This window comes from Streptomyces sp. BR123 (assembly GCF_013401435.1).
In the GTDB taxonomy this organism is placed as follows: domain Bacteria; phylum Actinomycetota; class Actinomycetes; order Streptomycetales; family Streptomycetaceae; genus Streptomyces.
In genome coordinates this window covers 15,507-28,963 of sequence record NZ_JACBGN010000069.1, presented here as the reverse complement: position 1 = coordinate 28,963, position 13,457 = coordinate 15,507, and the positions used below count along the sequence as shown (strand labels likewise).

The window sequence follows — 13,457 nt, the reverse complement described above, 5'->3', positions numbered from 1 at the left end:
GGCCAAGGGGCCGTGGGGGCCCAGGGGTCGTGGGGTTCTCGGAGGCCAGGCGGCCCTGGGGGCGCAGGGGTTGCAAGGGATGTGAGGGCTGCAGGGGGAGCGGGAGCCGCAAGGGGAGCGGGAGCCGCAAGGGGAGCGAGGGGTGTGATCAGGCCGCCCGGCGGCCGAATCGCCATCGGTCGGTAAACGTCGACCGAGCCAAGATCACCGTATCGGGGGACTCCACCGGTTCCGGAGGGCGTAGTCGGCGCGGCGGCCCGTTACTGTTCCCCAGGATCTGACCGGATTCCCGGATATACGCCCCTTTTTCCTCCTCTTTCATCGGTGACGTGCGGGTACACGCCGGTCACCGCCCCTTGCGAAGGAGAGCTCGTCGATGACCGTTGACAGCAGCCCCGAGACGCAGCTGGAACCCGCGCAGCAATCCAGCCTGAGCACGGCAGCTGCCCGCAACCTCGCCACCACCACCAAGTCCGCCCCGCAGATGCAGGAGATCACCTCCCGCTGGCTGCTCAAGACGCTCCCCTGGGTCGAGACCAAGGGCGGCGCCTACCGGGTGAACCGCCGGCTGAGCTACACGGTCGGAGACGGACAGATCGAGTTCGTCCAGGACGGGGCCGCGGTCCGGGTGATCCCCCGCGAGCTCACCGAACTCGCCCTCCTGCGCGGCTTCGACGACATGGACGTGCTGAACGCGATCGCCGGCCGGTGCGTCCAGCGCGACTTCCGCGCCGGCGAGGTCCTGGTGGAGCGCGGCACCCCCGCCGGCGGCATCCACCTGATCGCCCACGGCCGCATCAGCCAGACCGGCGAGGGCAAGTACGGCGACGAGGTCGCCGTCTCCGTCCTCGCCGACGGCGACCGGTTCGGCGAGCACGCCCTGCTCGACGGCCAGGGCACCTGGGACTACACCGCCACCGCCGAGACCTCCGGAACCCTGCTCACCCTCTCCCGCTCCGACTTCGAGGCCGTCATGGCCTCGGCGCCGGCTCTGCGCAGCCACATCGAACGCTTCACCGCGCTCCCGCACCAGCGGCAGAACCGCCACGGCGAGGCCGAGATCGCGATGGCGTCCGGCCACACCGGCGAAACCGAGCTGCCCAGCACCTTCGTCGACTACGAGCTCCACCCGCGCGAATACGAGCTCTCCATCGCGCAGACCGTGCTCCGGATCCACACGAGGGTCGCCGACCTCTACAACGGGCCGATGAACCAGACGGAGGAGCAGCTCAGGCTCACCATCGAGGCGCTGCGCGAGCGCCAGGAGCACGAGCTGATCAACAACCGCGAGTTCGGCCTCCTCCACAACGCCGACTTCAAGCAGCGGATCCAGACCCACTCCGGCCCGCCCACCCCCGACGACCTGGACGAGCTGCTCTGCCGCCGCCGCGGCACCAAGCTCATCCTGGCCCACCCGAAGACGATCGCGGCGATCGGCCGCGAGTTCAACGCCCGCGGGCTCTACCCGGACCACGTCGACCTGGGCGGCCAGTCCGTCCCGGCCTGGCGCGGCGTCCCGATCCTCCCTTGCAACAAGATCCCGATCAGCAAGGAGAACACCAGCTCCATCATCGCCATGCGCACCGGCGAGGAGAACCAGGGCGTCATCGGCCTGCACCAGACCGGCCTGCCGGAGGAGTACCAGCCGGGCCTGTCGGTGCGGTTCATGGGCATCGACGAGAAGTCGATCATCTCCTACCTCGTCACGGCCTACTACTCCGCCGCCGTCCTGGTGCCCGACGCCCTCGGCGTGCTGGAGAACGTACAGATCGCCCGCAGGCAGGGCTGAGGGCCCACCCGCGGCCACAGCTCTGGGCCGCCCGGGCCCGGGCGTGGTCCCGGGCCTGGGCCTGGGCCTGGGCGTCGGCCTGGACGTGTGCCTGGGCGTGAGCCTGTGCCTGGGCGTGGGCGTGGGCGCGTGCCCGGGCGTGTGCCCGGGCCTGGGCGTGTGCCTAGGCCTGGGCCCAGGCACAGGCCCAGGCCCGTGCCTGGGCCGCGCCTGCGGTCGCGTCCTCACCCGGCGGCACCGGCCGGCCCGGACCCGTCCACAGCCGACCGGGCACGCCCGGGACCCGGGACAGTCCCACCACCTCACCAAGGAGACACGGATGCCCGACGCTGGGCCTTCCCCTCTGCAGTCGAGCCCGCCTGGCGCCGCCGCGGTGTACGGCCGCGGCCGCGGCGCGCCCGCGGGCCGGCCCGGGCTGCCCTCCGGGCCGCCCCTGTTGTACGCAGGCCGCGCCGCGGACGCGGCCGCGGTTTCGGTGCCGGCACCGTCGGCGGAGCCGGTTCCGGTGTCGGAGCCGGAGCCGTTTCCGGTGCCGTTTCCGGTGCCGGTCCGGGAGTTGGCGCGGATCCTGTCCGGCCCCAGCGGCCTGGGCACGACGAGCCTGCACTTCGGGCGCCGGGCGGCTCCGGCGGACATGCCGGCGGACATGCCGGCGGCGTCGGGTCTGCCCGCTGCGCCCGACCTGCCCGCGCTGGCGGCGGTGTCCGCTCTGCCGGAGCCGCCCGCCCCGGCGGAGGGGGGCCGGCCGATCCCGGGCCTCTACTACCACCCCGTCCCGGAGCCCGACCCCGCCCGCGTCGCGGAGGTCAGCCACCGGATCAAGCGCTGGGCGGTGGACGAGGTCCAGGCGTACCCCCCGGAGTGGGAGGACCAGTTCGACGGCTTCTCCGTGGGCCGCTACATGGTCGCCTGCCACCCGGACGCGCCGACCGTCGACCACCTGATGATCGCCACGCGGCTGATGGTCGCCGAGAACGTCGTCGACGACATCTACTGCGAGGACCACGGCGGCTCGCCGGTCGGCCTGGGCGGCAGGCTCCTGCTCGCCCACACCGCCCTCGACCCCGTCCACACCACCAAGGAGTACGAGCCGGCGTGGTCGGAGTCGCTCCTGTCGGACGCCCCGCGGCGCTCCTACCGCTCCGCCATGGAGTACTTCGTCCGGGCGGCCACCCCGTCGCAGGCCGACCGGTTCCGCCACGACATGGCCCGCCTCCACATGGGCTACCTGGCGGAGGCCGCCTGGGCCGAGACGGAGTACGTCCCGGAGGTGGCCGAGTACCTGGCGATGCGGCAGTTCAACAACTTCCGCCCGTGCCCCACCATCACCGACACGGTCGGCGGTTACGAACTCCCGGCGGACCTGCACGCCCTGCCCGCCATGCAGCGGGTGATCGCGCTCGCGGGGAACGCCACCACCATCTCCAACGACCTGTACTCGTACACCAAGGAGCTCAGCGCCCGCGGCAAGCACCTGAACCTGCCGGTGGTGATCGCCGAACGCGAGGGCCTCTCCGACAAGGACGCCTACCTGAAGGCCGTCGAGGTCCACAACGACCTCATGCACGAGTTCGAGGCCGCCTCCGCCGAACTGGCCGCCGCCTGCCCCGACCCGCGCGTCGCGCGCTTCCTGCGGGGCGTGGCCGTGTGGGTCGACGGCAACCACTACTGGCACATGACCAACACCTATCGCTACACCCTGCCCGACTTTTGGTAATTGGTAAGCAGAATGGATTTACCCATGACGAGCATCGACATCCCCGCCGGTACCGCCGCCACCGCTGCCGCCACCGCCACCGCCACCACCACCGCGTTCATCCCCGCCCCGGCGAACCCCTACCAGGGCGACATCGCACGCTACTGGAACGAAGAGGCCAGGCCCGTGAACCTGCGCCTCGGCGACGTCGACGGCCTTTACCACCACCACTACGGCATCGGCGCCGTCGACCACGAGGCCCTCGGGGACCCGGCAGACAGCGCGTACGAGAAGAAGCTGATCGCCGAACTCCACCGCCTGGAGTCCGCCCAGACCGACGTCCTCCTGGACAACCTCGGCGCCATCGGCCGCGACGACCTCCTCGTCGACGCCGGCTGCGGCCGCGGCGGCTCCATGGTCATGGCCCACCAGCGCTTCGGCTGCAAGGTCGAGGGCGTCACGTTGTCGGCCAAGCAGGCCGACTTCGGCAACAACCGTGCGCGCGAGCTGGGCATCGTGGACTCCGTCCGCGCCCGCGTCTGCAACATGCTCGACATGCCCTTCGAGACCGGCCAGGCCGCAGCCTCGTGGAACAACGAGTCCAGCATGTACGTCGACCTGCACGACCTCATGGCCGAGCACTCCCGCATCCTCACGGTCGGCGGCCGCTACGTGACCATCACCGGCTGCTGGAACCCCCGCTACGGGCAGCCGTCGAAGTGGGTCTCGCAGATCAACGCCCACTTCGAGTGCAACATCCACTCCCGGAGGGAGTACCTCCGCGCCATGGCCGACAACCGCCTCGTCCCCCAGGCGGTCATCGACCTGACCCCGGAGACCCTCCCGTACTGGAAGCTGCGCGCCACGTCTTCCCTGGTGACGGGCATCGAGGAGGCGTTCATCAAGTCCTACGAGGACGGCTCGTTCCAGTACGTCCTGATCGCGGCGGACCGCGTCTGACGGTCGGAGCGGACAGAGACCGGGCCCGTGGCACTGCTGCGGGTCCGGTCCTGTGCGTGGGCGGGCTGCGCTCGGGCGAGGGTGCGACGGTGCCCGGGGGCCGCCCGTCAGTCCCAGTGTCATCCCGTGCCGGGCGCCGGCCTCAAGGGCGCTCCCTCCGGTCGCGTCGCTGCGCGATGGCCTGCGGCCACCCTTGACCCCGACGCCCGACCCGGAACGACGAGACCGGACGGCCGTGAAACCTCCCCTCTGAGCGTCCCACAGCTGACCCGTCTTCGAACTTCAGTACCTGGATCAGGCCGCCCATGCCGGCGTGTTCGTCGCGGTCAGTCGGCATGATCTGGATCGTGACGTTCCGCCGTGAACCGAGTTCCAGCAGGTGCTCCAGTTGCCTGCGCATAACGGTCTTACCGCCGACTGGGCGCCGAAGGGTGACCTCTTCCTGGATGAAGCTGAGCGCGGGGGCAGGCTCCCGGTCGAAGATGGTCCGCCGGGCCATGCGTCCAGCTATCCCTCGCTCTACCTCCTCAGGAGTTTGAGGTGGCTGCCACATCTCGAATAGCGCGCGGGCGTAGTGCTCCGTTTGCAGCAGTCCGTGAATGTTGTGGCTGCCGTAGGAGCAGAGCTCTACCGCCCGCCCCTCCATCTTGGCAAGATCCCGCACCCGCTTCGGGTAGCGGGCCTGCTCGACGTCCTTCTTCATGGACGCGATGCGGCCCTCGGCCCGTAGGACCTCGTCCGCCGTGTCCAGGTATTCCGGGCGGGGAATGCGCCTACCGGACTCGACCTTGCGGACCAAGTCCTCCCCGTACCCCATCCGGGCGGCGAAGTCGGAGACGCGCAGCCCGGCCGTCTCCCGCCAGACCTTCAGCTGGCGGCCGACTGCGGCGACGACTGCCGCGCCCTGTTCGTCTTCCGGGTCGACCTCCCAGCCCGGCTCTTCCGTTCCGTCGCTGTCCACGCTCATGCGCCCCCACTTCCGACGTGCCCGACCTACCCAACGCCCCGTACCCCCAAATGGCTTGCGGACAGGCAGGACAAGACCGGACAACGGCCGGACAGTCTCGGTACGCACAGGCGTCGTCGCTGTTCAGCGTAGGCACGTACGGCCACGCTGGGTGACGTGATTCCACAACTTCCTGCATGCGTTCTTCAGCTCTCCGCCACCCCGCGCGGCGCCCGTCTCGGCCGGTTGCTCGCCGTCGAACAACTCCGTGCCTGGGGCCTTCGGTTCGACACGGCCGAGCAGGTGCTGACCGAGCTGATCTCCAACGCCGTCTCCCACGGCCGCGTGCCCGGCCGGGACTTCCGGCTCGGCCTGTCCGTCGACGGCGCCCGCACGCTCCGTATCGAGCTGACCGACACGCGAGCGGACCGGCTGCCCGACCCGCAGGCGGGAGGCCGGGGCTTGGCGGTCGTGGCGGAGCTGGCGGACCGGTGGGGAGTCGAGCTCGGCCCCGCACCCTGGAAGACGGTCTGGGCAGAACTCGACAGCCAGTGACAGCGAGCCGTTCGGCCTTCGCTGTCACCGCCTACGGCGCGGACGATCGGTACATCAGGTCGCAGCGTGCGGGATCACCCAGGACATTCGCCAGGAACAGGCCCAGGTCGAAATCCTCCGGCTCCGCGAAAGCCGTCATGTCGTCCACGTCCAACTCATTTGACGGACGCGGGTAATCGAGGTGACGGGTGCCCACGGTGAGCCTGTTGAAGATCTCGCCCCGTTCGTGGCGCACCTCAAGGCCGTCGACGACGGCGATGTCCTCGTCCCCCAGAAGCAGTCGCAGTGCTCCCTCGGCCCGGTAGAGGACCGCCAGGGTGTCACCGAGCCGACCGAAGGTGCCGGCGATTTCGCCGTGGTCGAGCGGCAGGCTGCGGCCGCTCACCGGTCCGAGCGCCGCGGTGCCGGGGTCGAACCGAGTCTGTTCGCCGAAGTTCCCGAAGGACACGACCGTGATCACCATTCGTCCTTCCGTGAGGCCACGGTCCGAAGTTTCGCGCACTACGCGCGGAGCCGGGTGCGGGTGCGCATCAGGATGCGGCCGAGCATGTTCTTCCCCGTGCCCGTCCTGCCGCGGCCCCAGTAGTGGTCGGAGGTCGTGTCCTCGACGATCTCCTCGTCCCCCGTCGACAGCAGGATCTCGCGGATGTCGGCGTGTGTACGGAACTTGGCGTCCACGGCGCGGCGCATCACGTCGTCCTTCACCCGCTCCCAGTCGCGCCGCAGCGGCTTGGACCGGTCGCGGCCCCGCTCCGCTGCCCGCAGCGGCGTTGAGGCCTGGCGGATCACGTGCGCATGGCGCGTGCCGAGGAACTTCTGTGCCTGGAAGTAGTGCTCGACGGTCGGCCACCAGTGCCCGTCGAGATCAACACCGTGTGCGGAGAAGTTGGAGAAGCAGCCGTAGGGCACCTCGTCGGCGCCGTAGAAATAGATCGTCATCCCAGCCCTCGCGGCGGTCACAGGACTGGCACGCTGCCAGCCGCCGCCCCGCCTCTGCAACCGGTTTGCCTGCTCAGGCGGTCGATGACCGTGTCGCGATCACCGCGATGCGGGCGGCACGCGCCGCGGTGCGCGTGTCGCCTACCCCTCTAAAGAAACGGGGAAAACAACCAACCAACCCACCACGTCACCACCCTGGACATCCGTCGCTCACACGGGTGAACTGTGCCAACTGCACTGGAAATACACATCGGTTGCGGGCATATGCTCGCCGCGACGACAACCCCAGACACAAGTCAGCCCCCGCCGGGACGGCAATCCCGACGAGGGCCTGACCACGAGGAAGAGAACGGCTTCCCGATGGCTTCCCAGCACCCTAGCGCGGGCAGGCGCGCGCAGTCGCGCATTCCGGCCGGGTCCCCCCGATCCGGTGTCATCCACGTCAACGTTCCCCACGAGACTCACTTCGTCGTGGTCGGCAACCACCTCGCCCAGCACCGCAAACTGTCACTGGCGGCACGCGGGCTGGCCGTCTACATCCAGTCGCTGCCGGAAGGAACGCCGGTCAGCATCGAAGCGCTGAGCCGACGGTTGCCAGAGGGCGAGTACCGCATCGCGAAGGCCCTGCGCGAACTGGAGGAGCACGACTACCTCGCCCGCGCACGGGAGAGGCTGCGGTCGGGGCAGATCGTGACGCGCACGATCTCGTACAACCGCCCGCAGGCGGCCCTGCGGCACGCGTCGACGACCCCTCGGGCGGCGGAAGGGGAGTGGCCGTCGCCAGGGACGGGCCCAGCGCCGGGGAAGGTCTCGGAACCAGGCGCGGCACCGGAACCGACCCCGGCGCCAGGTGAGGGCAACGGCACCGAACCGGGACCAGGAGCGGGGCCGGGCGCGGCACCGGAAGACGGAGGGCAGGCGCCCGCCGACCCGGAGTCCGAGCCGGAGCCGTCGCCACTGCTGCCGCAGCCCCCGGCACCGGGGGCCACTGCGGCCACTACCGCCGCCTGCATCTCTGATGGGGCCGTCCCTGAAGATGTCCCCCCTGGCCATCCTTCGGGGGCTTCCCGGCAGTCTGTTGGCATTCCGGGGCGGGACGGTCGGTCAATGGTGGCCGAAGGCCATCGCGCAGCGACGCGACCGCAGGGAGCGCCATTGAGGGACCGGCCCGAACCGGGAAGACAATGGGCTGACGGGACGCCCCCGGACACCTCACCACCTCGGGCCGAGCGGGATCCTGCTCACCTGGATCCGGATTCCACTCCTGACGCCGATCAGGCCTTCGTCGCCGCCGGTGCTCCCGGCCCTGGTCCCACTTCCGGTCCCGTGGCCGATGCCCTCCTCTCTGCCTCTGCCTCTGCCTCCGCCGACCCCACCGCCACCGCCCGCCACATCCTCACCGGCCTCCGCGCTGCCGAGTTGACGTCGGCCCGTTGGCCCTCTCTTCAAGGCCCCCGCGGCGGGGGCGGCGACTTGCGTACGACCGCCGCTCGTCAGAGGCTGCGGGCGGTGATGTCGCCGTGGGTGGTGGTGGCGCGGATGGCGAGTTCGGCGGTGCCGTCGTTCTTGAGGCTGTTGTCGATGCGGCCGTAGCCGGTGCCGGCGTCCAGGGTGGCCGAGGCCCCGGGGGCGGCGGCGATCGCAATGTCGCCGGACTGGGTGTGGAGCACGACCGTACCGCGCACGGCCTCGGCGATCCGGATGTCACCCCGCAGGGTGCTGATCTCGGCGGGCCCGTCGAGACGGCCGACCTCGACGTCGCCGTCGGTCGCGGTGAGGCGGAGGCTCGCGGCCTCGTCGATCTTGATCTGGCGGTACGCGCCGTCGAAGGCGACGTCGCCCAGGCGGCCGACGGCGCGGAGTTCGGAGGCGGCGGTCTTGGCCTCGATGTGCGAGCCGGCGGGCAGCTGGACGGTGACCTCAAGGGATCCGGAGCCGGTGAGCCGGTTCTTGGGCTCGGGGGCGTGGATGCGCAGGACACCGTCGGCGTAGGTGACGGTGGTCTGCTCGGCGGCCTGGACGTCGCGGCTCTTGGAGGGGTTGGCGGGCAGGACTTCGACGGTGGTGTCGGTGCGGTTGGCGGCGATGAACTGGACGCGTCCCGCGGGGATCTCCAGGACGGCGGAGATCGTGGCGGGGGTGTCGAACTTCTGCATCATGTTCTCCGTTGCTCGGTCGTCGTTTCTGACGATGGAAAAGCTACGTTGCTTTCCATTGATGGGCAACATGCTTGTTGCGTCAGATTCGCGTTTCCGCAGGTGAAAGCATGTAAAACGTTGCAACGGGTGGCTTTTCAATGCAACGGGGCGGGTATGGATCATTGCAATGGATGGAGGGTGAACGCTATGATGGGCTCACCGTGCAAGGATCAGCGAGGGGATTGCGATGCCGGGAGGCAGACTCACTCAGCAGGAGCGCCAGCAGATCGCGCTGGGGCTGGCCGACAGCCTCCCCTATGCCGAGATCGCCCGCCGCCTCGACCGTCCGACCTCGACGGTCACGCGTGAGGTGATGCGCAACGGCGGCCCCACCGCCTACCGTGCCGACCTCGCCCAGCGCGCCACCGAACGCCGCGCCCACCGGCGCAAGCCCGCCGCCGCCCGAGGGGCGGAGGCGGCCCCCCAGCCGCACGGGCGCGACGCCGAGGCGGTGGCCGAGTACGAGGAGGTGCTCACCACCGTCCTCATGGGCCAGGGCCTGCCCAAGATGACGGCCCGGGTGCTGACCTGTCTTTTCACCACGGATGCGGGCAGCGTCACCGCGTCCGAGCTCGCCCGGCGGCTCCAGGTCAGCCCGGCCTCCATCTCCAAGGCGATCGCCTTCCTGGAGAGCCAGAGCCTCGTCCGCCGAGAGCGCGACGAGCGCCGCCGTGATCGCTACATCGTCGACGACGAACTCTTCTACCAGTCGACGATCGCCGCCGCCCGGGCGAACGAGCAGCTCGTGCAGACGGCGCGCCAGGGTGTCGCCGTCCTCGGCCGCGACACCGCTGCCGCCGCCCGGCTGGAGAACATCGCACGCTTCCTCGACTTCATCGGCGAGAGCATCCTCCGCGCGGCCGAGCAGGCCCGCGAAGTCCTCCACACCGAACGCGCAGAGGAGGCCCCCTGACCGGGAGGGTGTGGTCGGCATCCGGTTCTGCGGTGGATTGAGCGTGTGCAGGGACTGGCCGTTTGACGTGGTGTCAGGTATTTCCCAGGGCATGTCGAATGCAGAGCAGCAGCCGGGAGTCGACGCGTACGCCGCGCTGGCCGCCGTGGGTCCGTACGGGGTCCGGCCCGGCCATGCGCTGATCACCATGGTCGAGCCGCACCCGGGCCACGAATACGCGTATAACCGCTGGTACGAGGACGACCACTACTACGCCGGAGCCATGGCCATGCCCTGGATGTACGCCGGCCGCCGCTGGGTGGCCACGCGGGACCTTCAGGAGCTGCGCTATCCGGAGAAGTCGGCCGTGGCCCGGCCGGTCACCGCGGGCTGCTACCTGTCGACGTACTGGGTGACCGAGGGCCGCTACGACGAGCACATGAAGTGGACCGTCGGCATCAACAAGCGGCTGAACCGGGACGCCCGGGTCTACCGGGACCGGACGCACGTCTTCACGGCCTTCCAGGACCACGAGGCCACCGTCTACCGCGACGGCGCCGCCGGCCCGCGGGACTTCCACGCCCTCGACCATCCGTACGCCGGGCTCGTCCTGGAGGTCGTCGACGCCGACGGGCCGGGCGGCCGGGCGGAGCTGCTGGAATGGCTGCGGTCGCGCGCCCTGCCGCGGCGGCTGGAGGGATCACCGGCGGCGATGGTGACGGTGTTCCGGCCGACTCCGCTGCCCGGCGACCGGATGGCGTACGTGAAGCAGGTCGAGGGGGTCGACACCCGGCTGACGCTGCTGTGGTTCCTGGAGACCGATCCCCGCACCTGCTGGGACGGGTTGTTCCGGGGGCTCGACGCCGAGGTCGCGGAGGCGGGGATGGGGCGGGTGGAGCTGGTGGCGCCGTTCGTTCCGACCGTGCCCGGGACCGATCGGTACGTCGACCGGCTCCGGTAGGTGACGGCCTACCGCAGCCGGGTACGACCGAGCCCCCTCGGCCGGGACGGCGGGCCAGTCGAGAGGGCTTCAGGCGATCCCGCACACGGGAGTACGGGTGTGCGGGCGATATGGGGGTGTTGGTGTTGCGGCCGGCAGTCAGGCGAGGCGACCCAGCCGACCCTCGGTGACGCCGGTCACGAACGAGGTCCAGGAGCCGGGGGCGAAGGCGAGGGACGGGCCATCCTGCACCTTGGAGTCGCGGACCGCGATGGTCTCCACGACGGGCGACTTGACCTCGACGCAAGCGCCGTTTCCGCCGGAGTAGGAGGACTTGGTCCAGTTGTCCGTGGCGCCCTGACGAATAGCCATGTTTCTCTCCGATGCAGCAGAAAGTGCCGGTGGGTGGGGGTGATTGTCGGCCATCCGGATCTTCCCGGGCCGACGTGATCGACGCTACCGGCACCTTCCGACGGGCGAAGAGGTCATTCACCCGACCGGGTGGCATATTCCATTCAGGACTTCTGTGGCTGGGGAGTGACGGTGTACCGTGACCGGCCCCCGCGCCACCTGCCCGGTTTGCTCCCCTTTTACTTCGCCTTGCCCGCATACTCGGCGATGATGTCCGAAATGAACTGCCGCGTCTGGTCCACGTTGAGGGCCTGCGCGCGCAGGTGCTCGTACATCACGCTGTACTTCTGAACGTCGTTGGCCTTCTCCAGGTACAAATCGCTCGTCACGCCCTCGATGTAGACGACCGTGGAGTCGGTGGCGTCCGGGAATTCCAGGATCGCGTACTGGCCGTTCATGCCCGGGTGGGCACCCATCGAGAACGGCATCACCTGCACCGTGATGTACGGCTGCTCCGACTGCTGTATCAGGTACTCGAGCTGGTCGATCATCATCTGGGCGTCGCCCACGTGCCGGCGCAGCGCGGCCTCGTCGATGACCGCCCACAGCCGCAGCGGCCCGATCTCGGGGTTGTTGTTGTCCGTCTCCGACAGCCGTTTCTGCCGGTGCATGCGCACCTGGACCCGCTTCTCCACGTCCGCCGGGCCGGTTTCGGGCGCGGCGCCGCGGATGAGGGCGTGCGCGTACTCCGGGGTCTGCAGCAGACCGGGCACCATCTGGGGCTCGTACGTGCGCAGGCTGGAGGCGTCCGTCTCCAGCCCGATGTAGACGCTGTACGGGATGTCGCCGAAGGCGTGCCACCAGCCCTGCTGGCGGGAGTCCTTGGCCATCTGCATGAGGGACTCGACGAGCCTGCGGTCCTCGACCTCGTACACGTCGCACAGGTCGCGGACATCGCGCTGGCTGATGGACCGGCGGCCGTTCTCCAGCCTGCTGATCTTCGACTGGGACACGAGCAGGCGCTCGGCGACCTGCTCGGCCGTCATGCCCTTGTCCTCGCGGAGCTTGCGCAACTCCATGCCCAGTCGGCGGCGTCGGACGGTGGGATTGACATTGGACGCCACGTGAACGGCACCTCCGCCTTCTTTGATCGCGTCTCTCTGCGTGTCTACTGGTGAGCAGACTGCCATCGAAGGGCGGGGCGGCGCCGGTAAACGGCCCGGAAACACAGGTGCGCGGGATGACGGGGCCTGGCGGAACCGGCCTCGTCACCCCGCGTTGCGGATGCGTTGCGGTGGAGCTGTGGGACCTGTGGTGGATCTGCGGATCTTCGGTGCATGGTGCCGGTGGTGCCGGTGGTGCCGGTGGCGGAGCGGTACGGCTTTCAGTGCGCGGCGGCGCGTGCCATCGCTCCCGTACGGCGTGCCTGCATCGGAACGCCGTTCGCCGTGGCCCGGGCTGCCGGCGGCGCTGCCGATGCGCGCTCCCGGCGCGGCTGTGCGGCCACGCCGTTCTGGACGTCCATGACGGCGTGCGCCACGAGACCGCCCATGGGGTCGTGCCGGATCAGGTCCCGCAGCCGGGACCTCGACGACCGCCCCTCGTTGCCGGGGTACAGGTGCTTGCCGAGACCGACAGCGTGGGCCAGCGCGGCGAGCGCCGCGGTCCGCGGGTCCGGCGGAACGCCGGTGCGGATCGCACTGTCGAGCCGGGCACGGATCTCCCGGCTGATGGCCGTGTCCGTCGCCTGGTAGCGAGTCGTCGGCAGCACACCGCACATCTGGCCCGCGACGGCATGGACCATGCCGCAGCGCTCCAGGTGGGCGAGGTACACCTGGCGGAGCCCCAGCCGGGGTCCGCCGATCCAGTGGACGGCCCGGACCGGGCTGCCGCGCCTGCGCAGCAGTTCCAGTGCGGAGTCCAGAGTCGGATCTCCTGTCGGCCGTGGCATCACCACGGCGATACGATCCCCGTCAGGGGCTATCCGTCCTGCCAGAGCCAGCTCCACTAGCTGTGCCCCGGCCAGGCCGAGGTCGAGCGACTGCGGCTGCGCCGTGGTACCCGTGGCCGGGTCCAAAGCGAGCAGCAGAAGCTCCTCCGGAATTGTTCTGCGGCTCCTGCCCATCCATGCCTCCCCGCGTGGATGAGTGACAGGGTGACGCCTCTCACATTCATCTGTCGAGAGCGCCTG

13 protein-coding genes and 1 pseudogene are annotated in these 13,457 nt (G+C 70.0%); 7 read left to right on the top strand and 7 right to left on the bottom strand.

The window, feature by feature from the left end:
- Positions 1-376 precede the first annotated feature (376 nt).
- The 3 genes from HYE82_RS14095 (at position 377) to HYE82_RS14085 (ending at position 4,445) form a co-directional block, all read left to right on the top strand.
- Entirely contained in the window at positions 377-1,789 is a 1,413-nt protein-coding gene (locus tag HYE82_RS14095; RefSeq protein ID WP_179174368.1) for a family 2B encapsulin nanocompartment shell protein, read from the top strand.
- Between the two features lie 319 nt (positions 1,790-2,108).
- Entirely contained in the window at positions 2,109-3,506 is a 1,398-nt protein-coding gene (locus HYE82_RS14090) for a family 2 encapsulin nanocompartment cargo protein terpene cyclase (protein ID WP_179174367.1), read from the top strand.
- A gap of 24 nt (positions 3,507-3,530) precedes the next feature.
- Positions 3,531-4,445: a geranyl diphosphate 2-C-methyltransferase gene (locus tag HYE82_RS14085; RefSeq protein WP_179174366.1), complete on the top strand. Its 915-nt coding sequence runs from the start codon at positions 3,531-3,533 to the stop codon at positions 4,443-4,445.
- Between the two features lie 142 nt (positions 4,446-4,587).
- Here the strand turns inward: HYE82_RS14085 and HYE82_RS14080 are convergent, their stop codons facing one another.
- Positions 4,588-5,412, bottom strand: coding sequence for a helix-turn-helix transcriptional regulator (locus HYE82_RS14080; protein ID WP_179174365.1), 825 nt, complete (start codon positions 5,410-5,412; stop codon positions 4,588-4,590).
- Positions 5,413-5,568: 156 nt separating this feature from the next.
- On the opposite strand from HYE82_RS14080, the gene HYE82_RS14075 reads away from it, so the two are divergent.
- A complete protein-coding gene (locus tag HYE82_RS14075) occupies positions 5,569-5,946 on the top strand; it encodes an ATP-binding protein (protein WP_309144318.1) in 378 nt (125 codons plus the stop codon).
- A 31-nt stretch (positions 5,947-5,977) separates the two neighbouring features.
- On the opposite strand, the gene HYE82_RS14070 is transcribed toward HYE82_RS14075, so the two are convergent.
- From HYE82_RS14070 to HYE82_RS14060, 3 genes are all read right to left on the bottom strand, one after another.
- A complete protein-coding gene (locus tag HYE82_RS14070; protein ID WP_179174364.1) occupies positions 5,978-6,409 on the bottom strand; it encodes a hypothetical protein in 432 nt (143 codons plus the stop codon).
- A 38-nt stretch (positions 6,410-6,447) separates the two neighbouring features.
- A complete protein-coding gene (locus HYE82_RS14065; RefSeq protein WP_179174363.1) occupies positions 6,448-6,885 on the bottom strand; it encodes an NADAR family protein in 438 nt (145 codons plus the stop codon).
- Positions 6,886-8,378: 1,493 nt separating this feature from the next.
- Entirely contained in the window at positions 8,379-9,041 is a 663-nt protein-coding gene (locus tag HYE82_RS14060) for a DUF4097 family beta strand repeat-containing protein (protein WP_179174374.1), read from the bottom strand.
- Positions 9,042-9,270: 229 nt separating this feature from the next.
- Between HYE82_RS14060 and HYE82_RS38975 the strand changes: the two are divergent.
- The 3 genes and pseudogenes from HYE82_RS38975 to HYE82_RS14050 all read left to right on the top strand — a co-directional run.
- Positions 9,271-9,477 (top strand): annotated as a pseudogene (locus tag HYE82_RS38975) (helix-turn-helix domain-containing protein); the annotation flags it as partial.
- 93 nt (positions 9,478-9,570) lie between these two features.
- Positions 9,571-9,996, top strand: coding sequence for a MarR family transcriptional regulator (locus tag HYE82_RS38030; RefSeq protein ID WP_306439580.1), 426 nt, complete (start codon positions 9,571-9,573; stop codon positions 9,994-9,996).
- Positions 9,997-10,087: 91 nt separating this feature from the next.
- Positions 10,088-10,936, top strand: coding sequence for a hypothetical protein (locus HYE82_RS14050; RefSeq protein WP_179174361.1), 849 nt, complete (start codon positions 10,088-10,090; stop codon positions 10,934-10,936).
- A gap of 138 nt (positions 10,937-11,074) precedes the next feature.
- Here HYE82_RS14050 and HYE82_RS14045 read toward each other — a convergent pair whose 3' ends face one another.
- The 3 genes from HYE82_RS14045 to HYE82_RS14035 form a co-directional block, all read right to left on the bottom strand.
- Positions 11,075-11,287, bottom strand: a complete 213-nt coding sequence (locus tag HYE82_RS14045) for a DUF397 domain-containing protein (protein ID WP_179174360.1) — start codon at positions 11,285-11,287, stop codon at positions 11,075-11,077.
- Positions 11,288-11,505: 218 nt separating this feature from the next.
- Positions 11,506-12,390 carry a helix-turn-helix transcriptional regulator gene (locus HYE82_RS14040; RefSeq protein WP_179174359.1) on the bottom strand — a complete coding sequence of 295 codons (885 nt, stop codon included), beginning with the start codon at positions 12,388-12,390 and terminating at the stop codon, positions 11,506-11,508.
- Between the two features lie 260 nt (positions 12,391-12,650).
- The gene (locus HYE82_RS14035) at positions 12,651-13,391 is read right to left on the bottom strand and encodes a GPP34 family phosphoprotein (protein ID WP_179174358.1); all 741 of its coding nucleotides are present in this window, start codon (positions 13,389-13,391) and stop codon (positions 12,651-12,653) included.
- Positions 13,392-13,457: the final 66 nt, after the last annotated feature.